The organism is Sphingorhabdus sp. (assembly GCF_029865925.1).
Classification (GTDB): domain Bacteria; phylum Pseudomonadota; class Alphaproteobacteria; order Sphingomonadales; family Sphingomonadaceae; genus Sphingorhabdus_B.
Genome location: NZ_JARXAI010000085.1, coordinates 21,773 through 42,632, shown reverse-complemented (window position 1 = coordinate 42,632; position 20,860 = coordinate 21,773). Strand labels below are relative to the sequence as shown.

Here is a 20,860-nt window from a genome sequence, read left to right as displayed (position 1 = left end):
TGGGCCTTGCGCGACTCGCTGAAGCTAAAGATCGGCCAGTCGTGCATCATGCCCGAAAGCTCCGTAACCTCCACCGAAGGCAGCTTGGCTTTTAGCGCGCGCGAGTCTGTTACCAAGATATCATCGCCGCCGGCAAAGGCCAAAATGGAGGGTAAGCCATCCCAATTGCCAAAGATCGGGCTGCACCGTGGGTCCGTGCGCGGCAAGTCGCCGGCGTACAGCGTGCCGCCTTCGGAAATGCCGCTGATGGTCAATATCCCGTCGCGCGGTTCCGTTTTCAACTGATCGGGATGGGCTGGGTCCAAATTGAGCCAAGGGCAAATGAGCAACAGGGCAGCAGGCAAGGGCTGCGCCGCATCGCGTGCCATTTGCGCCAATGCTGCGGTCAGGCCGCCGCCCGCGGAATCCCCACCCATGACAAAAGGCTTATGGCCGATCTCATCCCTGTAAGCGGCGTAATAATCATTGGCCCAAGATGTAATATGCGCGGCGGCATTTTCGGGCGCGAGGGGATAAAGCGGCGCGGTTACCGACCAGCCATATTGCGACGCCATGCGGGACAGAAATTTCCAATGGACGGAGGTTGCAGGATACACATATCCGCCGCCATGCCAGAACAGGACATGGGCGCTTGGCGCGCGGTCCTTAGGCGCTATATGCCAGACAGGGCGGCCCTGAAACGTGCTTTGCCGCACGTCGAGACCGGCCTTTACAGCTGGCGACGGCTGCGGGCCCGAACGGACCTTAGAAATGTTTTTCTGAAATTGCGGCCCGCCTGTAAACATCCGGCGATAATGGCCTGTGGTGCGCAACATAAATCCAACGAAGCTGGCGGCAAAACTCGGCATAAATATACTCCCCTTAACCGGGCGCTATATCAACGCGTTGAACCAATCAAGTCGTTCGCTTCCCGGCAAGCGATCTCACCGGGAAGCGGGAGACCTACTTTGACGCTGCGATCCAGTCGTCGATCTTCTTTTCCAAAACGGTAAGCGGCAATGCCCCTGTATTCAGAACTTGGTTATGGAATTCGCGGACATCGAATTTGCTGCCCAGTTCCTTCTTCGCTTTGTCCTTCAGGCGCATAATCGTGAGCGCGCCGATTTTATAGGCCAATGCTTGCGATGGAATGGCGATATACCGCTCAACTTCGGCCGTGGCGTCGGTTTTACCCATATCGCTGTTGGCGAGCATATATTCGATGGCCTGTTCGCGGGTCCATCCCTTGCTGTGAATACCAGTGTCAACCACAAGGCGCATGGCCCGCAGCATCTCGTCCGACAATGTCCCGAAGCGCTGATAGGGGTCCTTAAACAGCCCCATCTCATAACCCAAGGTTTCAGAATAAAGCGCCCAGCCTTCGACATAGGCTGTGTTTCCGCCGAAACGCATGAAAGCAGGCAGCTTCTCATTTTCCTGCGCGATGCTGATCTGGAAATGATGCCCGGGCGCGCCTTCATGCAAATACAGGGTGGTCATGCCCGGCGTGGTGCGGCTTGGAAGGTCATAGGCGTTGAAGTAAAAAGTCCCAGGCCGCGAACCGTCCGGCGTGCCTTGCTGATAGCTGCCGCCCGCTTCATATTTTTCGCGGAATTCTTCATAGGGTTTAATCTCAAGCGGTGCCTTTGGCAGATATTTGAACTGCGTTGAAATGGCCGCATCAACCTTTTTGCCGATATCGTAATAGCCTTGCGTCAAGGCATCACGGCTGGCGAGTTTGAACTTGGGATCCGAACGCAAATGGTCAAAAAATTCGGGCAACGTGCCTTTGAACCAGACTTCCTTGCGGATCGCCTCCATCCCCGATGTGATTCGCGCAACTTCGGACAGGCCGAGATTGTGGATGTCGTCGGCCTTCAATGGCAAGGTCGTCGTTTGCTCGATCATATATTGATACAGGCCTTCGCCGCCCTTCATCGCCGAAAGGCCGACCTGTTCGCGCGCCAAGGGCAAATAGCTGTCGCGCAGAAAATCGCGCAGGCGGGAATTGGCGGGGTAGAGGCCGTTTTCGACGATGTCGCGATATTCGGACGTGAGCCGCGTCTTGTCGGCATCGCTGAAACCTTCGGGGAATTTCAGGACTGGACCATAATAGGGCGATTCTTCGGTCTTTTGCGCAAGCTGCGTATTCAATTGATCGACGACGTTGGTGATCGTCATCTTCGTTTCGAACACGCCGGTCGCCATGCCCTGACGGAAACGGTCAATCGACCGATCCATGAGTATGATAAACTCCTTATGCCGTTTCAGGTTGTTGTCATAATCCAGCACTGTCTTGAACGGCGCAGCACCCTGCCCGCTGGCAAAGGTCGGGTAGAATGTGTGAAAGCCAAAAAAGTGATTGAGCGGACGGACAACGGTCAGGTCCATAATTTCTCTGGACAAGCCTTTGAGCGCATCGGTCTGGTTTTGCTTGAACACGTCATAGGCGATTTTGTCGGTGGCGTTCAGCTGGTCACGGTCAATGCTTTTCAGGGCCTCCAAATTGGTTTCGGCAGCTTTGCGTTCATTGGCATAATAAGCATCGGAGATGTAATCGCCAAAGCGATCAGCATAGCGCATGTCGCCTCGGAAAAGGGCGTTGAGCGGGTTGCGCGTCAGGCTTGCTTCGTCATCGGCGGCAAATAATGCGGCCAGTCTCTGGCTTTCTGTGGCCGCAGTCTGCGCCGTCTCTGTGGCCTGCGCATGAACGACCGTTGCACCAAAAGGCGTGAGCAAGGCCACGCTCGCAAGAAGAATGCGTGCAGCTGGTTTCATGTAATACTCTCCAGAATTTATACAGGGCATCAACATGATGCAGTGTGTTCTCGAGCCTGCGTGTCCTCCTTGGACCTAGCGGGCGCAAACGGGTTTCGACAGACGACAAACACCATGAGGCGGGCGATGCGCTGTGCGTATTATGAAGGCTTGGGCGTGTTAATTTCTAGCCAGTTATTTTGTCGGTACCATTTGGTAATAACGTGCTTCACCCCACGCACGACGGGCGTGCCTGTGTGCAATGTCTTGTAGTTGAGCGTCCCGTCAGGCTTCACATTGTTCCATATCAGCATCGTCCCCGCCTGCGGCCGAACGCCAAGGCCAAGGTGCGGAAATTCCGTTGTGCCGCCTTCCTCGGGTTCGTCAAGGAAGATCATCGCTGTCCAGCTGCGTTGCCCACCGGACCGACCTTCATGTGCCCAATAGTCTTGCGTAGGGTGGAAGAAATCGTGATGCGCCTTAAACTCTTGCCCGACCTGATAGCGTTGCCCCTGCATCGTTTCGGCATAGGTGTTATCGATGCCCAGAACATCGCTCATCCGTGCCTCGACCTTAGCGATGAACGCGTCCCACCGGTTGAGATGGCAGCTATAGCTTGTGCGAAAGCCTTCCTGCTCAGTGCCCTTGTACAATGTCGACGGCACAGCATCGGCGTCTATTTTTGCAATCATAGTTTTGCAATCGGCCGCACTCAGAAACCCCTGATACAGATAGAGCTGCGCCTCTGCATGGTCGACCTGCTGCACAAGCGGATTGGCACCCAAACGGCTTGTGACATGCGTGCCAATGCGCGCAAGCTTTGCAGGATCGTTGTTGGGATCAAACTTTGGGGCGGTTGTATCAGCTTGCATGAGGTCACCGAATCATGGAACAATCCGTCCTCTTACCATGACCCAATCCGCCTTTTCTAGGGTGCGAACGTTGGTCAGCGGATTTTCTTCGACGGCAACCATATCGGCAGAATAACCAACCGCGATCCGGCCGATTTCATTTTCCATTCCAAGCGTTTTTGCGGCTACTGTGGTCGCACTGGCAAGCGCCTCCGTTGGGGTCATTCCCGCTTTCACTAACAAGGCAAATTCGCCGCCATTGCTGCCATGTTCGAACACACCGGCGTCGGTTCCAAAGGCGATAGCTACACCCATGGCCTTGGCGCGTGTGACCTGCCGCCCTGCCGCTTCAAGCGCTTGCTTCGCCTTTACTTCGACAGTGGGGGTATAGATGCCCTTGCCAAGGCGTGCGCGCACGCCTTCTAATGCCATCAGGGTCGGCACCAAAGCCGTACCTTTTGCCTTCATAACCTTCAACGCGGCTTCATCGGCAAAGGTACCATGTTCGATGGAGTCGATCCCCGCTGCGGCCGCTGCCTCAATGCCGCGCGCGCCATGGGCATGCGCCATAACCTTTAGCCCAAGCGAGTGGGCAGTGTTGGTAATGGAGACCATTTCTTCATTCGTGAAATGCGCTTCCAATCCTCTACCTTGTTGCGACAATACGCCGCCCGTGGCGGTAATTTTGATAACGTCTGCCCCGGATTTAGAGGATTTGCGCACCTTTTCTGCGCATTCGACTGGGCCGGTGCAGGTATATCCCGAAGCTAGCGCAGTAAGCACATCTGTGCGGAACCCGGTAACATCGCCATGCCCGCCGACAATGGACAAAGCCGGTCCGGCGGCGATGATCCGTGGTCCAATGATCCGTCCCTCCGCAGTACCACGGCGCAAGACAAAAGCCGTATTTTGCGCAGAGCCAGCCTCGCGGACCGTAGTGAAGCCAGCCTTGACCGTTAGTGCCGCGTTCTTAACGCCCATGACAACACCCCATTCGTCGGGATTAACCGCTTCATCACGGAAATCATCGCCCGGGTCGCCGGTCAAATGGACGTGTAAATCAATAAGGCCAGGGACCAATGTCTTGGTAGATAAGTCGACAACCGTATCCGCTTGAAACGGATTTTTTGTGCCTTTCGCAATGTCTTTGATACGCCCATCTTCAACTAGGATGACGGCTGGACCCGTGGGGCCGGTTGCAGCATCGGGAATGAGGTTGCCGACGATGATGGCTTGAGTCGCTGCCATAGTGGGCGCTGAAACCAAGGCCGCTGCGCCTGCGAGCAATAGATACCGTAACATCAAAACCTCTCCCATTTTTATGAAACGGAGATTGGTCAGGTTGTCACGATGTTACAAGGAAAAAAGGCTGGATTGATTAATCCAGTGCCGCGACCCACGATAAACTGCTACGATAATGCGTTTCGATGACGGTGGGTTTTAGGGGATCTGGTTAAACGGGATATCCATGACCGGAAATTGCTCCCATCCGGTAAAATCAAAATGCCACCACTCATTGGATAAACCTACAAAACCCTCCGCCTCCAAATAGCGCGCCAAACGGGCACGGTTCGAAATGGCTGTGGCAGATGCGCCCATATAATCACGATGCGCTTTTTCCGAAAAATCGTCAAACTCGGTTGGCATTTCGACAAGTTGCCCGTTGCGCAAGTCATGCAAGGTCAAGTCGACGGCACAACCGCGATTGTGTTTGGACCCTCTTTTGGGGTTCGCGACATATTCTTTCTTGGGACCAACGGGCGTGGCCTCCCACAGTTTTTTGGTAATGCGCCACGGGCGATAGGCATCGTAAATTGTTAGCCCGAAACCATCGGCTTGCGCGGCTTTGCTGGCGCGCGCGACGGCGTGCGCGGCAGGTGCGGCCAAAAACGCGCGGGCTTCGTCATACAACACTCCGCCGGTAAAATTGTTGGCGGTCGCATACCGCATATCGAGCCGGATCGCCGGATCGAGCTTTATGAGCTCTAACAACCTTTTGGGGTCATCAGGTTTAAGCGCTGCGGCTTTGTCCGCTGGAATGAACGCCACATCGCTGTCGGGACCAACCGCCGCGCAGCCGACCAGTGGCAGGGCCGCCAGCCCAAACGCCACCTCACGGCGCGAGAAGGTTATGCCGTGTCCTTCGCGAGCCATTCTTCAAGCCATTTGATGGTGTAATCGCCATTCTGGAAATCGGGCTCTTCCAACAGGCGTTGATGCAAGGGAATGGTGGTCTTCATACCCTCAATCACAAACTCGCCAAGCGCACGGCGTAAGCGCATCAGGCAGCCTTCACGTGTCTGGCCATAAACAATTAGCTTTGCGATCATGCTGTCATAATAAGGCGGGACTTTATAGCCATGATACAGGCCGCTATCGACGCGCACATACAGGCCGCCGGGCGGGTGATACCAGGTAACGGTTCCAGGTGAGGGCATGAACGTGCGCGGGTCTTCGGCGTTGATCCGGCATTCAACCGCATGGCCCGTGAAGGTTACGTCTTCTTGCTTAAACGAAAGCGGTTTGCCCTCAGCGACGCGGATTTGTTCGCGTACCAAATCGATACCAGTGATCATTTCGGTGACAGGATGTTCGACCTGCAAACGTGTGTTCATTTCGATGAAATAGAATTCACCATCTTCCCAGAGGAACTCGATAGTGCCCGCGCCGCGATAGCCCATGTCGGCCATTGCCTTGGCGCAGATATTCCCCATGCGGTCGCGCTCGGCAGTTGCAAGTACAGGTGAAGGAGCTTCTTCGAGGACCTTTTGATGCCGCCGCTGCAGCGAGCAATCGCGTTCACCCAAATGCACCGCATTGCCGTTGCCGTCGCCGAAAATCTGAAATTCGATATGGCGCGGGTTGCCGAGATATTTTTCGAGATACACGGTCGCATCACCGAACGCCGCTTTCGCTTCGGACCCAGCTTGCTGCATTTGGGTCTCAAGCTCTTCTTCGCTGTTCACGACCTTCATACCGCGGCCGCCGCCGCCTGACGCAGCTTTGATGATTACAGGATAGCCGATGTCGCGTGCGATCGCCTTGGCCTCATCCACATCCTCAATCGCGCCGTCGGAGCCGGGCACAAGCGGAAGACCCAATGCACCTGCCGAACGCTTGGCTTCGACCTTGTCTCCCATGGTCCGGATATGCTCGGGCTTCGGGCCGATCCATGTGATATTATGGCTTTCAACGATTTCGGCAAACTGGGCGTTTTCTGACAAGAAACCATAGCCGGGGTGAATGGCGTCGGCATGGCTGATTTCGGCCGCGGAAATAATCGCTGGAATGTTTAGGTAGCTGTCAGTCGCCGATGGCGGCCCGATGCAAATTGCTTCATCGGCAAGCCGCACATGCATGGCGTCTGCGTCGGCCGTTGAATGGACGGCAACCGTCTTGATCCCCATTTCATGCGCAGCGCGGTGAATACGCAGCGCGATCTCGCCGCGGTTGGCGATAAGGATTTTCTCAATGGCCATGTTTACGCAATCGCCAACAATGGCTGGTCAAATTCGACTGGCTGCCCGCTTTCGACATAAATTTCGGTGACTGTCCCTGAACTGGCGGCAACAATCGGGTTCATGACCTTCATCGCTTCGATAATCAGGACAGTGTCGCCAGCTTTCACTTGCTGACCAATGCTCACAAAAGGTGCCGCTTCGGGGTCAGGCGTGAGATATACCGTACCGACCATCGGGGACTTCATGGCATTGGCAGAGATAGCAGGGGCGCTTGGTGCAGCAACGGCCGCGGCCGGTATCGCTGCTGGTGCCGCAACGGGCGCCGCCGCCAAAGGTGCCGCCACCGCAGTCATCGTGCGCGACACGCGAATTTTGCGTTCGCCGTCCGCAACCTCAATTTCGCTAAGCCCAGCGTCGTTCAGCATCGCCGCCAATTCGCGGACAAGGTCCGTGTCGACTTGCATGCTGCCAGTAGTTCCTATCTTCGCCGCCATGTAGTACTCCTTGGGACGCTAAAATTATATTGCAGCGCCTAATGTCAAAGTTGTAACGCTACGTCCAGCGCCAGTTCGTACGACTTTGCGCCATGTCCCGCAAAGACCGCCTTAGCGGCCATGCCAACATAGCTCAAATGCCGGAAAGATTCCCTTTTGTGGGGATCGGATAAATGCACTTCGAATACCGGCACGGTAATCGCCTTGATCGCGTCCAAGATTGCGACTGACGTGTGGGTAAAGCCAGCAGCGTTCAATAACACGGCCTTCGCGCCAACGGCTTGCGCCTCATGCAGCCAGTCAATCAAATGGCCTTCATGGTTGGACTGCCGAAAATCGATAGAGGCACCCGCGGCGCGCGCACGGTCATCCAATCGGCCCGCGATATCATCAAGGGTGTCTGTGCCGTAAATTTCAGGTTCGCGTGTACCAAGCAAATTGAGATTTGGTCCATTCAGAACAAAGATTGTTGGCTGGTCAGCCAAAATACGTCCCCCAATATTATCAAAGCAGCGGTTGCACACCGCGTCTGGGAAGCACTATATGCCCCTCGACAAAAATAGCGAGATGAAATGACCTCTTCCCTAGCAAACGATTCTATCTCCCTGACGCTGAATGGCGATCTGCGCCGCTTTCGTAAGTCTGCCACTGTTGCCGACCTTGTCCGCGACATTGGCCTTGATCCGAGCAAAGTGGCCGTGGAGCGCAACCTTGAAATCGTCTCGCGTTCGACGCTGGAAGACGTTGTCTTGGCGGATGGCGACAGGTTGGAGATCGTCCATTTTGTTGGCGGCGGGCAAGACAATACCCCTAACGATAGCTGGACCGTGGCGGGACGCACGTTTCATTCGCGGCTGATTGTGGGGACGGGCAAATATAAGGATTTTGAACAAAATGCTGCTGCGCTTGTGGCATCGGGTGCAGAGATAATCACGGTTGCTGTCCGGCGCGTCAATGTGTCGGACCCCAAGGCGCCGATGCTGACGGATTTTATTGACCCTAAAAAATACACCTATTTGCCCAATACCGCTGGTTGCTTCACCGCGGACGACGCGATCCGTACATTGCGTTTGGCGCGCGAAGCTGGTGGTTGGGATCTTGTAAAGCTTGAAGTGCTTGGCGAGGCCAAGACGCTATACCCCGATATGCGCGAAACATTAAAGGCGACTGAGGTCCTGGCTAAGGAAGGCTTCTTGCCTATGGTCTATTGCGTCGATGATCCGATAGCGGCCAAGCAATTGGAGGACGCAGGTGCAGTCGCGGTGATGCCATTGGGCGCGCCGATTGGTTCGGGTCTTGGCATTCAAAACCGCGTTACCATCCGCTTGATTGTCGAAGGCGCTAAGGTTCCCGTTTTGGTGGACGCAGGCGTCGGCACTGCATCTGATGCCGCAGTGGCGATGGAGTTGGGCTGCGATGGTGTGCTCATGAACACCGCCATTGCCGAGGCCAAGAACCCCATTGCCATGGCAACCGCGATGAAGCTTGCGGTTCAGTCCGGCCGCATGGCCTATCTGTCGGGCAGAATGGGTCGGCGCATGTATGCGGACCCCTCCAGTCCGCTTGCTGGCTTAATCTAAACTTCCTCGATATATCGAGGAAATGGCCTAAGCTTTTGCCGCAGCCTATCATTTACCAGCAAGGCGTTTAACGTCCGCCAGATATTTGCGCCCGATGCGCATCGCATGGTCTTCACCCAATATCGCGTGCCAGACGCCGCCACCTTCATGGCGCAGCCCGATAATCAGGTCCCGGCGCACAATATGGCTGCGGTGGATGCGCTGAAATTGTTCCGGGTCCAAACGCTTCTCAAGCGTTGAAATGGTTTGGTGCAGCAGATAGCTGCGTCCTGCCGTATGCAGCCGCATGTAATCCCGCTCTGCTTCAATCCGTTCAATGTCCATCGCGGCAATGCGGATAAGCTCAGCGCGATGCGATACCCAGAATTCATGTGCATATCTGCCGTCGGTTTTTGAAGACGGTAGTGCCTCGGCGTCATGGGTGCCGCACGCGCGGGCTATAGCGCGGCCAAGCCGTTCGCTCGATACGGGTTTCAACACATAGTCGACAACGTCCAAGTCGAAGGCTTCGACCGCAAAATTGTCGTACGCCGTGATCAGAATGATCGCTGGCTTTTTGTGTATTAATCCCAAGGCGCGCGCAGCGTTGATGCCGTCCATTTTCGGCATGCCTATATCCAGAAAGATGAGGTCGGGCGTCAATTGCTCTGCGATCTGGAGCGCTTCGATGCCGTCACCTGCGGTGCCGACAATGTCGATAACGGGATGGTCTGCGCTTAAGGTTCTAAGGCGCTCGACGGCAAGTGGTTCGTCATCAACGATCAACGCCCGCAAGCGTTTCATGCCGCTATCCTATGGCTTAAAGGCAAAGTGAGCATCGCGATAAATCCGCCACCATCCAACAGTTTTGTATCGAGGCGCGCTGCTGATCTATAGCGGGCCTCCAATCGGTCACGCACATTGGCAAGGCCAATGCCGCTGCCGCCGACATGATCGGCATCCATTACCTCGCCATCGTCAACGACACACAGCACAAGGACATCACCTTCGCTTTTGGCGTTGATGATGATTTCAACCGGACGTGTGGTGCGCGAGACCCCATATTTGATGGCATTCTCGACAAGGGGTTGCAGGATTAAGGCAGGCACATGCTGACCCATTAACGCATCGGGGATATTGATTTTGACGCGCAGCCGTTTGGGATAACGCACGCTTTCGATTTCCAGATACAGCCTTTGAAGTTCGACCTCTTCGGCAAGTGTAACATCCTCAAGCGGATCAGATGACAGGCTTGTCCGATAGAAATTGGACAGATTCTGGATCATCGCCTCGGCCTCTTTGGGTTTTCCGGTAAGGACAAGGCTTGAAAGCGAATTCAGTGTGTTGAACAGAAAGTGGGGATTGACCTGATAGCGCAGCGAACGCAGTTCGGCATTCTGCGCCGCTTGCGCAAATCGAGAGGTTTTGCGCTCGGCCTCCCGAACTTCGCGCGCATAGCCAATGGCGACGTACAGAGAGCTCCACGCGATCAGGAAGAAGTAATGGGTGACCGAAATGTCGGCAATTTCTTGCCAGAAGGACAGCCCCAGCTGCACCTTCAAATCCTCAACCGACCGCCCGACGCTTGGGTCTTTAAAAAGGCTAATGGGGTCGTACAGATTGAAAATATAAAAATTGGCAGATGCCAAGACTATAGCGCACGGGATTGCACCGATAAATGCCACGCTCACGCGAGAACTGAGCGACCGGCGGTCTGCATTCCGTAGACCGAAATACAATATCCACGTCACGAGCACACCCACTAACCCCACCATCAAGCGGCGTTCGAACAGCACGGCCTGCGCCGGAAAATCGAGCAGGGCCGCGCGCAGTGACAATATGAGCGCGTAAAACGCCCAGAACCCAATGATGGTCAGCAGGGCCATCTGATGGCCGATAAGTGCATTGCGGGGCGTGGATTTATCCATGTCTTGCTATAGCCGATTTTACGCCAGTTGCACCACGTGCTGCGTCTCTCGTCGAATGCCTCGTTAATTTGGTCGAATCTTTATCCACTGCATCGGTTGTTAATCCTTCGCTAAACATGTTGGAGCGATTATGTTATTCTTGGGAATGAGAGGGATATCGGCATGACGAAAGCAACGCATGAAGGTCCGGGCACCTTAACATTGGCCGAGATGAAAGAATTTGCGGGTTTTAGCGCTGCGACACAGCGGTATATCCGGCGGTCACTGGATGTTGCGTTTGATCGCAAGGATGCCATTGCCCTGTGGTCACGCGACGCGGTCGAGGTTACGTCGATTGATGCCCAATATTTATTTTACGCACGTTTGCCGGATATCAAGGCGTTGGTTCCGGATTCGGCTGTGCTGCAAGATGCCGAACCCTTTCTGGCGCAACTGGTAACGCTGTCGGCATTTGATTTGGGGCAGGGACCGATTGCATGCTTTGCGGCATATCGGTTTTTGTACGAGCGGTTGCTTGGCGCCGATGCGCGGCCGTGGTTGCCCGCAGCATTCTGCGCCGCAGCAGCAATGCCCCACGTACCGCCGTGCAAGCGCAAGATATTGCTGCAATCGATCAGTGAGGCCGCTGTGACCGCAACAGGTTGGTCAAAGCGCCCGCCAAGCTTTTATCCTGAATGGGTGGACAAGGTTGAGGCTGGCAGTAGCCGCGCTTTTTAAGCAGTCGGTCTAAGCTGGCTTTCGTTGATAGCGGAAATACCAAACCTCGTGCCCCTGACGGCGCGCCTTGGCCTCATAACGGGTTTCGGGCCAGCCGCCGGGACGGTTTTGAAAATCGGCCGCATTGTTGCCGAGCCAATTGAATTGCTGACGATGCCGCTGCATGACCATCAACGCATGGCGGACATATACGGGGTGGTCCGTGCCGAACCGGAATTCGCCGCCGGGCTTTAATTTCGCCGCGATCAAATCCAATGGCCCATTATTCATCATCCGGCGTTTCACGTGCCGTGCCTTTGGCCAAGGGTCCGGATGCAACAGATAGACAAAAGATAATGACTTATCTGGAACGCGGCGCAGCATGTCCAAGGCATCGCCCATATGCAGGCGGACATTGTGCAGTCCGCCCTCGCGGATATGGGATAAAGCTTGGGCAACGCCGTTGAGAAACGGCTCGCATCCGATAAAGCCATGATCGGGCAGCATGTCGGCGCGGTAGGCCATATGCTCCCCGCCACCAAAGCCGATTTCAAAGTGCATTACGCGGTCGTCGCCGAACAGATCCATGCTGCCAAGCGGGCCTTCGTCTGGAACCGCGATTTGCGGCAACAGATTCTCAACCAACTCATTGTGCTCGGAGCGCAGCTTTTTGCCCTTTGAACGGCCATATAGGCGGTTCAGCGTCGTTGGGTCCCCGGTCTTGTTCGCAGTCATAGGCGTGGCGGCTAAACTTTCAGCCGCCACGCTGCAAGTGTAATCAAGTGGTCCTTACCCTAAAGCGGCCTTCAAATCTTCGACGAGATCGGTGCGCTCCCACGGGAAGAAATCGCCTTCCGGCTTACGACCGAAATGACCATAAGCGGCCGTCCGGCGGTAAATGGGCTTGTTCAGGCCAAGATGGGTGCGGATACCGCGGGGGGTAAGGCCACCCAGTTTTTCGATACCCATGATGGCAGCTTCGATCTGGTCATCACCCACCGTACCAGTGCGGTGGGTATCGACATAAAGCGACAATGGCTTCGATACCCCAATCGCATAGGCAAGCTGAATCGTGCAGCGCGTGGCAAAGCCGGCGGCGACAATATTTTTTGCCAGATAGCGCGTGATATAGGCAGCCGAGCGGTCGACCTTTGTCGGGTCCTTGCCCGAAAACGCGCCGCCGCCATGCGGGGCTGCGCCGCCATAAGTATCAACGATGATCTTGCGTCCGGTCAGGCCAGCATCGCCATCCGGTCCGCCAATTTCAAAGCTGCCGGTCGGGTTGATGTGATACTCGGTTTCGGTCAGCAGGCTTGCTGGAAGCAGGTCGGCAATGACGCCCTTCACATAATTGTGCAGCTGCGCCTCTTTTTCGCCTTGGTCATATCCCGGTGCATGCTGGGTGGAGACGACAATCGCGGTTGCAGCTTCAGGCTTGCCTTCGCTGTTGTAGCGCAAAGTGACCTGGCTTTTGGCGTCCGGCTCCAGAAACGGTGCTGCGCCCGAATGACGGTCAGCGGCCATGCGTTCGAGGATCTTGTGGCTGTAATCCAGCGTGGCGGGCATCAGGTCAGGCGTCTCTGTCGATGCATAGCCAAACATGATGCCTTGGTCGCCAGCGCCCTCATCCTTGTTGCCACTGGCGTCTACGCCTTGGGCAATCTGTGCGGACTGGCCGTGTAGGTTATTTTCAAAACGCAAGGTTTCCCAGTGGAAGCCCTTTTGCGCATAGCCGATTTCCTTGACGGTGCGGCGGACAGTGGCTTCGATTTCTTCTTTGGCACCTTCGGCCCATGCGCCATTTTCATAGACGCCTTTGCAACGGATTTCGCCAGCGAGCACAACCAACTGCGTGGTGGTCAGTGTTTCGCACGCGATGCGCGCTTCGGGGTCTTTTGACAAAAACAGGTCGACGATAGCGTCGGAGATTTGGTCCGCAACCTTGTCCGGATGTCCTTCGGACACGGATTCGGAGGTGAAGAGGTAGTTTGATCGCATGGTTTTTCCAGTCTATTGGCTGTATCTGCGTATAAAGAATTCTTTATATCGATTTTGTGCCCCTAGCCCTTACCGCGACGGCGGGCAAGCGGTAACAACGCCAATAGAATCAATATCCCGGCTAGGGTAAGCGGAATGATGTTGCCAAAATGCGCGAACAATGTCGGCGCTTTCGCCCGTGGCAATCGTGCGTCGATGCGACCATCAATACCCAAAGGCAGGCTTTTCACGATCCTGCCATCGGCATCGATGATCGCACTTATTCCCGTTGGTGTGGCCCGCACGACGGGCAAGCCTTCCTCCATCGCGCGCAGCCGTGCTTGCGCCAAATGCTGCGGCGGACCGACATCTCCGAACCAAGCGTCATTGGATGGGTTGAAGATGAAGTCCGGCCGGTTCTTGCGATCAACGACTTCGCCGGAAAAGACCATTTCATAACAGATTTGCAGGCCAATTTTGACTGGCTTATCATTGACGGACACGGTCATCGTCTGTGGACCCGGGCCAGGCCAGAAATCCAGACTTCCCGGAACCAGCCGCGCCAGCCCCAGCCGTTGCAGCAGCCAAGGCATCGGCAGATATTCGCCATAAGGGACAAGATGCGCTTTGTCATAATGGCCAAGCAACTGGCCATAAGCATCCATTGCCGACGCACTATTGCGCGCGGCAACGAGCCGCCCCTTTTCAATTACAAGGCGGTTGGCGCCTGTTACCAGCACATCGCCATCTCCCATGAGTGTGGTCAGACGCGCTCGGCTGCCGGCCGCGCTGTCGCCGGGTTGCCCTTGATAATAACGATAGGGATAGCCTTCCTCCAGATAGTCCGGAATTGCGGCCTCAGGCCACAGGATTAAGCGCGGGCCTTGGTCGGGCAAGGGGCGGCTGTTCATCGCCAGCTTGGCAAAGTTCACTGCGTCATAGCCCAAAGCATATTTGTCAGATTGCGAGATATTGGGCTGGACTACCGTGACCGTGACGGCTTGCGCATGTGCGGCGGCGCTGCGGTCATCTTCGCCCCAAAGGGAAAAGCGCCCGATGACTGCGGTCGCGACCAGTATACAGAGCAGAACGCCACCAACGGTATAGCTTGCCCACCGGCCTTTGGTGCGCTCGCCAGATACGGCTTGTGTCCGCAGCGCCGCAAATTGGTAGACACCACCTACAGTCAAAATGACGATAGCTGACAGGCCGTAAGTACCAATCACGCTGGCTGTCTGCGCCACATATGGCATCGAAACCGTAATGACGCTGAGCGGGTTCCAGACATAGCCTGTGAAAACCCAACTGCGCAGCCATTCGGTGATAATCCACAATCCGGCGAAGGCGAATATGAGGGGAAGTGTGTCCGCAGTACCCTTGATCTCGTCACTCCCGCCTGCACGGGAATTACGGAAGTTGTTCGTTATGGTGCGACCTATCCAATACGCCCCACATGTCGCCAAAGCTGGGTAGACCGCAAGATACAGCGCCAGCCCCAACACTGCGATATAGCCAAGCCAAATTGGCATTGCCGCCTGAAAGGTGAAGGCTACGGCAATCCATTGATTGCCAAAGGCGAAATGCCCAACGCCAAATAGCCATCCAAGCATGAAGGCGCGCTTTGCATTTTGCGCTTTCGTAATAAGGTGCATGAGCAAGGCAAAACACACCAGCGTGAGCGGCCAAAGCCCCCATGGCGCAAAGCCATAAGCGGACAATGCGCCAGCGCCCAATGCGGCCCAGCGCGGGAATTTTTGAAGCAAGTCCGAGATCTTCTGCACCTCCCGCCTTTGCCTGTGCAATGTGACAAATGCAATCAGTCACATAGTGTCGCAGCTTGCGGTTCAGCCACAGCCTGCTAATTTGGGAAAATGATATTTCTTGCAATGGCGCTTGCCGCAACGCCCCCTTCCACCCTGACCGCGACGCAATAAAGCGACCTTGCATGTGTTGCGGCGTTGGCCACCTTGGCGGAAAAACAACGGATTGGCTCTGCCCCATCCGATGCGCCGGACGTTCGCCAATCGGGTAAAATATGGGCTGGCATATTGGGCAGTCGGATTACGGCGCAAAGCGGGCAACCGCGTGAGTTGGTCGCGGTGGCGATGGGCGAGGCGGCAGCGGCTGAATTCCAACGGCCAAGCGACTCCGCCCGGATCAATTTATGCGCCTTGCAAATGTCGGCAGAACTTGCTGCTACTGACACTATCGACAAACCCTTACCCAAGCCGGTGAAATCAAAATGAGCCTTCGTCCATTCCATTTGGCCTTTCCCGTCCATAATCTTTCCGAAGCCCGTCATTTTTATGGCGAGGTCATGGGCTGTGCCGAAGGCCGGTCATCCGACCAATGGATTGATTTCGACTTTTTTGGCCACCAGATTGTGGCGCATCTTGATGCTGGCGCGCGCAGCGTTGCCACGCACAATCCCGTCGATGGCCATGATGTACCCGTACCCCATTTTGGCGCCGTCCTGACTATGGCGCAATGGCAGGCCTTGGCAGAGCGCGTTCAGGCGGCTGGTATCCAATTCGGCATTGCACCGCATGTCCGGTTCAAAGGCCAAGTGGGCGAGCAAGCAACGATGTTCTTCTATGACCCAAGCGGCAATGCGTTGGAGTTTAAGGCCTTTGCCGACGACGCGCTTTTGTTCGCGCGCTAACGCGGCCTAACGTTGAATGCTGGAGGCCTGAGAACAGCCGTCACTTTTTTCAGCGCCGCCGCCTGCAAGCATCGTAAATGCGATAAATCCGCCGACCACAATGAGAAGAAACGCAGCCGTCACCCATGCCAGATATTTGTCGATGAACGCTTTAATCGGCCGTCCGAATTTCCAGAACAGGAAACCAACCAGCATGAATTGAAACGCACGGCTGAGGACGCTGGCCCAGATGAAGGTAAACAGGTCCATCTTGATAAACCCGGCCGTCAGCGTGATGAGCTTGAACGGGATTGGGGTCGCGCCCTTTATCAGGATTATCTCGGCACCAAATTCCCGCAAGTAACAGGCGGCAGCCGGAAAACTGTCCCACAGGCCAAGCGCCTTTAACAGCGCAATGCCAATGGTCTCATAGGCGAAATAGCCGATGGCATAGCCAAACAGGCCACCCATCACCGATGCCAATGTGCACACTACCCCGAACCGCAACGCTTTGTCCGGACGCGCAAGGCACATCAGCCCAAGCAGAGGATGCGGCGGAATGGGAAAGAAGGAACTTTCGACGAAAGAGAAAAGGAATAGCCAGCGCTCGGCATGGGCATGCCCTGCCTTTTCCATCATCCAATCATATAATTTCTTCAACATCGCATCCGGCGATAAGACGCGTGGACCGGCTTGTCCAAGCTTTTAACCCGCGCGCGGATCTTGTTGAGATAGGGCTTGCGGGCTTTGGTTTGAGTCATGGCCGGGCACGAACACAAAATACCCCAAAATGATCAGCGATAAAATGATTAGGATCTTCAACAGGTCGCGTAAATCCTGCGCACGCAGCCGTTTTTTGGAGTTATTGCGCGGATGCAGTGGTTTTCCAGCAATGTCGAGAATGATGGCCATCGGATACTCCTTGACCAGAAAAACCCACTGCCTCGGCTTATGTTCCGTGCGGGGCATCACCAAGGCTTGCATTTTGCCGCGCTTATGCACAGCGAGGGTCTATGGATTTTCAAAACTTCGATATCGATCATTTCCTGCACACGCATTGGCAAAAAAAGCCGCTGCTGATCCGTAACCCGTGGTCCAATTGGCAAAACTTGCTTGAGCCTGACGAGCTGGCTGGATTGGCGTGTGCGGAAGAGGTGGAATCGCGCCTGATTTGTCAGCCAGCTGGCGGATGGGAAATGGAGCAGGGGCCACAGGGCGAAGAGCGCTTGTCCGAACTTGGCGAAAGCCATTGGACTTTGCTGGTGCAAGCGGTTGACCAACATGTACCCGCCGTCGCTGACCTCATCGCGCCGTTCCGCTTCATCCCCAACTGGCGCATTGACGATGTGATGGTGAGCCTCGCCGCTGACCAAGGCGGGGTCGGACCGCATTTTGACCAATATGATGTTTTCCTGATCCAAGGGCTTGGCCGTCGGCGCTGGCAAATCGGGCCTTTATGTGATGGCGATACGCCATTGTTGCCGCATGAGGATTTGAAACTCCTCGCGGAATTTACGGCGACCGACGAATGGGTGCTGGAACCCGGTGATATCCTGTATGTTCCACCCGGATTTGCGCATAATGGCGTTGCCGTTGGTTCGGATTGCATGACCTATTCGGTCGGTTTCCGCGCGCCATCGCGCAGCGACCTATTGGGGCATTTTGTCGATGACGTTCTCGACGGCATTCCGGACGATGAATTATACCGCGACCCGGATTTGGCACGCCAAGCCAACCCCGGTGAAATTTTACCCGACGCGCTTGTGCGGTTGCAGCAGATGATGCTCGAGTCGCTGTCGGACCCTGCCCGCTTTGCCCGCTGGTTCGGAACCTTCAACAGCACGCCCAAATATGCCGATATGGACTGGCAACCCGAAACACCGGTTGAACCGGAAGATGTTCGCGCAAGCATAAACGACGTGGTGCAGTTATTGCGCAATCCGGCGAGCCGCTTGGTCTTTATCGCCAATGGGGATGACGCGGTGATGCTGTTTGCCGATGGTGCATGTTTTGACTGTGTGGGCGAAACGTCGGCTGTGGCAAAAATTCTCTGCGCGCAGGATAGCCTTGTCCTTGACGTTGACCTTGCGACCAACGCGGCCGTCGTCGATCTCCTGACACAGCTATGCAACATGGGCTGCGTCGCGTTCGAAAGCGAGGAATGATCTGCGCACGCGTTTAAGCATCTGCGCGAAGAAAGCGCGTTATGCGACGGAGGCGGAGGCTGTTGCGGCGATTGCAGCGGCGACCATCACGTTGCGCCATTATACGTGCGACCGTTGCGGCCAATTTCATTTGACGAGCCGGACCAAGGGCAAGCGCATCGCGCGGCCGGTGACTATTTAGCCTTCAACCTCTCGCCATGTTCCCGGCGCGAGGCCATCGAGCGTCCATTCCCCAATCGCGCGCCGCACCAACCGAAGCGTCGGATGCCCGACCGCAGCGGTCATGCGCCGCACCTGCCGGTTGCGGCCTTCGCGGATGGTCAGTTCGATCCAGCTATCGGGGATGGATTGCCGCACACGGATGGGCGGGTCGCGCGGCCAGAGCATCGGGTCGGCAACCCGCTCGGCCTCGCAGGGCAGGGTCAGGCCGTCCTTCAACGAAACCCCGCGCCGCAACCGCACCAGCGCATCGTCGGCCACATCGCCCTCGACCTGAACCAGATAGCTTTTGGCCATCTTATACTTCGGGTCCGATATCTGCGCCTGCAACCGGCCATCATCGGTCAGCAGCATCAGCCCCTCACTGTCCATATCCAACCGCCCAGCGGGGTAGACACCGGGGACGTCGACAAATTGCGACAGTGTCGGGCGCGGCGACCCTTCGGTCCCCTTGTCGGTGAATTGCGGCAAGACGCCATAAGGTTTGTTGAACAGGATGATGCGGGACATGATTGCGCCTTAGCCAAAGCGGGCGCGCGGCGATATCATCTTGTGCCAACTCATTTTGTCTGTGGGAACTTCGCGTATAAGAAGGCTCTTAATAGGGTGTAGGAGATTGCAATCTGGACGGGGGCAGTTGGAGATTTTCAGCCCACCAAACTGGCATGCGATTGTGGGACAGGTCTATCGGACGCCAAAGCCATTATAATGTGGGTCAATGGATCAGTGGCCGCTCCATATCTTCGCCGGCCGGCGGCACCTTCATTGACGTGGAAGCGCGCGAAACGCTTGATACAATTATAAAATTTTTGCGGTCTATTGGCATGTGCGCAAGCTAAACTTGCAAGCTGGAGAAAGTGGATAAAAATATCAAATATCGACAATAATGGCGACATTTTAGCAACAGTATAGATGCATGGCGACTTGCATAAGTGGAACAAAAACCTTAGGCTGAAGTTCTTAAATTTACATTCCTAAAATAGAAAAGGGGAAAGTTAATGCGTAAGTTAGCCATAAGTTTGGCGCTCGCTTCTGCGGCTCTGGCATCACCGGCTTTGGCCCGCGACGATCAGTGGTATGTTGGAGTTGATGGTGGGGCGATGATTGTAGACGACCCTAGCTTGGAAATTAGCACGCTTCAGAACGCGGCGTCGATTGACACGAATAAGGGTTTTGATGTTGGCGGCGTTGTAGGTTATGATTTTGGTGGTTTCCGTCTGGAATCAGAAGTCTCCTATCGTCAAGCCGATGCAAAAGGCTTCAATAGCCAAACATCTCAGATCACAAGCGGTAGTGCCACTGCGCTTCAGCCCGCTGGTTCCTACAGCGTTACTGGTAACGCAAGTGCATTAAGCTTCATGGCCAATGGATTGTTAGATTTCGGTGACGATGACGGCATTCAGGGTTTTGTTGGCGGCGGCGTCGGTGTGGCACGCGTTGACATGCAAACTGTATTGGCAGCTCCAGCATTTCTTGACGATTCCGACACTGGTTTCGCATGGCAGGCACTTGCTGGTGTTCGCACGCCATTGAGCAAAAACTGGGATGCCGGCTTGAAGTATCGTTTCTTCAATGCGAGCAACGTTAACCTGGTTGATCGTCTTGGTCGCGCGGCTAATACACGCTTGCGTTCGCACAGCATCATGGCCAGCCTGGTTTATAACTTCGGTGGTGCACCTGCGCCAGTCGAAGTGGCTCCTCCACCGCCACCACCAGTCTATGTGGCGCCACCGCCACCGCCACCACCACCGCCGGTTTGTAACTTGGGCCCATATATCGTATTTTTCGATTGGGATAAATCGAACCTGCGTCCAGATGCGGCTTCGGTTTTGGATAATGCTGTTGCGCAATATGCGAACTGCGGCATGGCAAAGGTTATGCTTGCTGGTCACGCCGATAAGTCGGGTACCGCAAAGTATAATGTCGGCCTATCGCAGCGTCGTAACGATACCGTTCGTGGCTACCTTGCTTCGAAGGGCGTTACAGACGGCGCAATGAGCGCTGAAGCATTCGGTGAAACTGCACCTCTGGTACAGACTGCTGATGGTGAGCGTGAACCGCAAAACCGTCGCGTTGAAGTGACTTATGGTCCAGGTTCGGGAATGTAATTTCCAAACTGACGTAATGTTAGAA

Annotated in this window: 23 protein-coding genes; 7 read left to right on the top strand and 16 right to left on the bottom strand. The window is 55.4% G+C overall.

Going from position 1 to position 20,860, the window contains the following annotated elements:
• The 8 genes from QE270_RS08810 to QE270_RS08775 form a co-directional block, all read right to left on the bottom strand.
• Positions 1-848: alpha/beta hydrolase fold domain-containing protein (locus QE270_RS08810; protein WP_300038223.1), on the bottom strand; the 848-nt coding region annotated here is incomplete at its 3' end.
• Between the two features lie 94 nt (positions 849-942).
• A complete protein-coding gene (locus tag QE270_RS08805; protein WP_300038220.1) occupies positions 943-2,757 on the bottom strand; it encodes a DUF885 family protein in 1,815 nt (604 codons plus the stop codon).
• A 140-nt stretch (positions 2,758-2,897) separates the two neighbouring features.
• Positions 2,898-3,608, bottom strand: coding sequence for a 2OG-Fe(II) oxygenase (locus QE270_RS08800; protein ID WP_300038219.1), 711 nt, complete (start codon positions 3,606-3,608; stop codon positions 2,898-2,900).
• Between the two features lie 12 nt (positions 3,609-3,620).
• Positions 3,621-4,889 (bottom strand): amidohydrolase family protein, encoded by a 1,269-nt coding sequence (locus tag QE270_RS08795; RefSeq protein ID WP_300038216.1) that lies wholly within the window; start codon positions 4,887-4,889, stop codon positions 3,621-3,623.
• Positions 4,890-5,027: 138 nt separating this feature from the next.
• Positions 5,028-5,741: a M15 family metallopeptidase gene (locus QE270_RS08790; protein WP_300038213.1), complete on the bottom strand. Its 714-nt coding sequence runs from the start codon at positions 5,739-5,741 to the stop codon at positions 5,028-5,030.
• Positions 5,717-7,066 carry an acetyl-CoA carboxylase biotin carboxylase subunit gene (gene accC, locus QE270_RS08785; RefSeq protein WP_300038210.1) on the bottom strand — a complete coding sequence of 450 codons (1,350 nt, stop codon included), beginning with the start codon at positions 7,064-7,066 and terminating at the stop codon, positions 5,717-5,719. Before accC ends, QE270_RS08790 begins: the two co-directional genes overlap by 25 nt.
• A 2-nt stretch (positions 7,067-7,068) precedes the next feature.
• On the bottom strand, positions 7,069-7,542 hold the full coding sequence (accB, locus tag QE270_RS08780; RefSeq protein ID WP_300038207.1) for an acetyl-CoA carboxylase biotin carboxyl carrier protein: 474 nt from the start codon (positions 7,540-7,542) through the stop codon (positions 7,069-7,071).
• A gap of 44 nt (positions 7,543-7,586) precedes the next feature.
• Positions 7,587-8,027: a type II 3-dehydroquinate dehydratase gene (locus QE270_RS08775; protein WP_300038204.1), complete on the bottom strand. Its 441-nt coding sequence runs from the start codon at positions 8,025-8,027 to the stop codon at positions 7,587-7,589.
• Between the two features lie 87 nt (positions 8,028-8,114).
• Here QE270_RS08775 and thiS point away from each other — a divergent pair, with 87 nt between their 5' ends.
• Entirely contained in the window at positions 8,115-9,122 is a 1,008-nt protein-coding gene (gene thiS, locus QE270_RS08770; protein WP_300038201.1) for a sulfur carrier protein ThiS, read from the top strand.
• Positions 9,123-9,170: 48 nt separating this feature from the next.
• Here thiS and QE270_RS08765 read toward each other — a convergent pair whose 3' ends face one another.
• Together QE270_RS08765 and QE270_RS08760 are read right to left on the bottom strand one after the other, a co-directional pair.
• Positions 9,171-9,905: a LytTR family DNA-binding domain-containing protein gene (locus QE270_RS08765; protein WP_300038198.1), complete on the bottom strand. Its 735-nt coding sequence runs from the start codon at positions 9,903-9,905 to the stop codon at positions 9,171-9,173.
• On the bottom strand, positions 9,902-11,029 hold the full coding sequence (locus tag QE270_RS08760) for a histidine kinase (protein ID WP_300038194.1): 1,128 nt from the start codon (positions 11,027-11,029) through the stop codon (positions 9,902-9,904). The genes QE270_RS08765 and QE270_RS08760 overlap by 4 nt, the downstream gene beginning before the upstream one ends.
• Positions 11,030-11,191: 162 nt before the next feature.
• On the opposite strand from QE270_RS08760, the gene QE270_RS08755 reads away from it, so the two are divergent.
• On the top strand, positions 11,192-11,746 hold the full coding sequence (locus QE270_RS08755; RefSeq protein ID WP_300038191.1) for a hypothetical protein: 555 nt from the start codon (positions 11,192-11,194) through the stop codon (positions 11,744-11,746).
• Positions 11,747-11,755: 9 nt separating this feature from the next.
• On the opposite strand, the gene trmB is transcribed toward QE270_RS08755, so the two are convergent.
• The 3 genes from trmB to lnt form a co-directional block, all read right to left on the bottom strand.
• Entirely contained in the window at positions 11,756-12,460 is a 705-nt protein-coding gene (trmB, locus tag QE270_RS08750; RefSeq protein WP_300038188.1) for a tRNA (guanosine(46)-N7)-methyltransferase TrmB, read from the bottom strand.
• A 54-nt stretch (positions 12,461-12,514) separates the two neighbouring features.
• Positions 12,515-13,723: a methionine adenosyltransferase gene (gene metK / locus QE270_RS08745; protein ID WP_300038185.1), complete on the bottom strand. Its 1,209-nt coding sequence runs from the start codon at positions 13,721-13,723 to the stop codon at positions 12,515-12,517.
• A 62-nt stretch (positions 13,724-13,785) separates the two neighbouring features.
• Positions 13,786-15,483, bottom strand: a complete 1,698-nt coding sequence (gene lnt / locus QE270_RS08740) for an apolipoprotein N-acyltransferase (protein WP_300038182.1) — start codon at positions 15,481-15,483, stop codon at positions 13,786-13,788.
• A 186-nt stretch (positions 15,484-15,669) separates the two neighbouring features.
• Here lnt and QE270_RS08735 point away from each other — a divergent pair, with 186 nt between their 5' ends.
• Together QE270_RS08735 and QE270_RS08730 are read left to right on the top strand one after the other, a co-directional pair.
• The gene (locus QE270_RS08735) at positions 15,670-15,948 is read left to right on the top strand and encodes a hypothetical protein (RefSeq protein WP_300038179.1); all 279 of its coding nucleotides are present in this window, start codon (positions 15,670-15,672) and stop codon (positions 15,946-15,948) included.
• A complete protein-coding gene (locus tag QE270_RS08730) occupies positions 15,945-16,364 on the top strand; it encodes a VOC family protein (RefSeq protein ID WP_300038176.1) in 420 nt (139 codons plus the stop codon). Before QE270_RS08735 ends, QE270_RS08730 begins: the two co-directional genes overlap by 4 nt.
• A 6-nt stretch (positions 16,365-16,370) precedes the next feature.
• On the opposite strand, the gene QE270_RS08725 is transcribed toward QE270_RS08730, so the two are convergent.
• Positions 16,371-17,006, bottom strand: a complete 636-nt coding sequence (locus QE270_RS08725; protein WP_300038173.1) for a YqaA family protein — start codon at positions 17,004-17,006, stop codon at positions 16,371-16,373.
• A gap of 42 nt (positions 17,007-17,048) precedes the next feature.
• Positions 17,049-17,255: a hypothetical protein gene (locus tag QE270_RS08720; RefSeq protein WP_300038170.1), complete on the bottom strand. Its 207-nt coding sequence runs from the start codon at positions 17,253-17,255 to the stop codon at positions 17,049-17,051.
• A 101-nt stretch (positions 17,256-17,356) separates the two neighbouring features.
• On the opposite strand from QE270_RS08720, the gene QE270_RS08715 reads away from it, so the two are divergent.
• Positions 17,357-18,508, top strand: coding sequence for a cupin domain-containing protein (locus tag QE270_RS08715; protein ID WP_300038167.1), 1,152 nt, complete (start codon positions 17,357-17,359; stop codon positions 18,506-18,508).
• A gap of 1 nt (position 18,509) precedes the next feature.
• The gene (locus QE270_RS08710; protein WP_300038228.1) at positions 18,510-18,689 is read left to right on the top strand and encodes a hypothetical protein; all 180 of its coding nucleotides are present in this window, start codon (positions 18,510-18,512) and stop codon (positions 18,687-18,689) included.
• Here QE270_RS08710 and QE270_RS08705 read toward each other — a convergent pair.
• On the bottom strand, positions 18,686-19,237 hold the full coding sequence (locus tag QE270_RS08705) for a pseudouridine synthase (RefSeq protein WP_300038164.1): 552 nt from the start codon (positions 19,235-19,237) through the stop codon (positions 18,686-18,688). The two genes, QE270_RS08710 and QE270_RS08705, sit on opposite strands and share 4 nt — an antisense overlap.
• A gap of 488 nt (positions 19,238-19,725) precedes the next feature.
• Between QE270_RS08705 and QE270_RS08700 the strand changes: the two genes are divergently transcribed.
• Complete coding sequence (locus QE270_RS08700) at positions 19,726-20,835, top strand: OmpA family protein (RefSeq protein ID WP_300038161.1); 1,110 nt, start codon at positions 19,726-19,728, stop codon at positions 20,833-20,835.
• Positions 20,836-20,860: the final 25 nt, after the last annotated feature.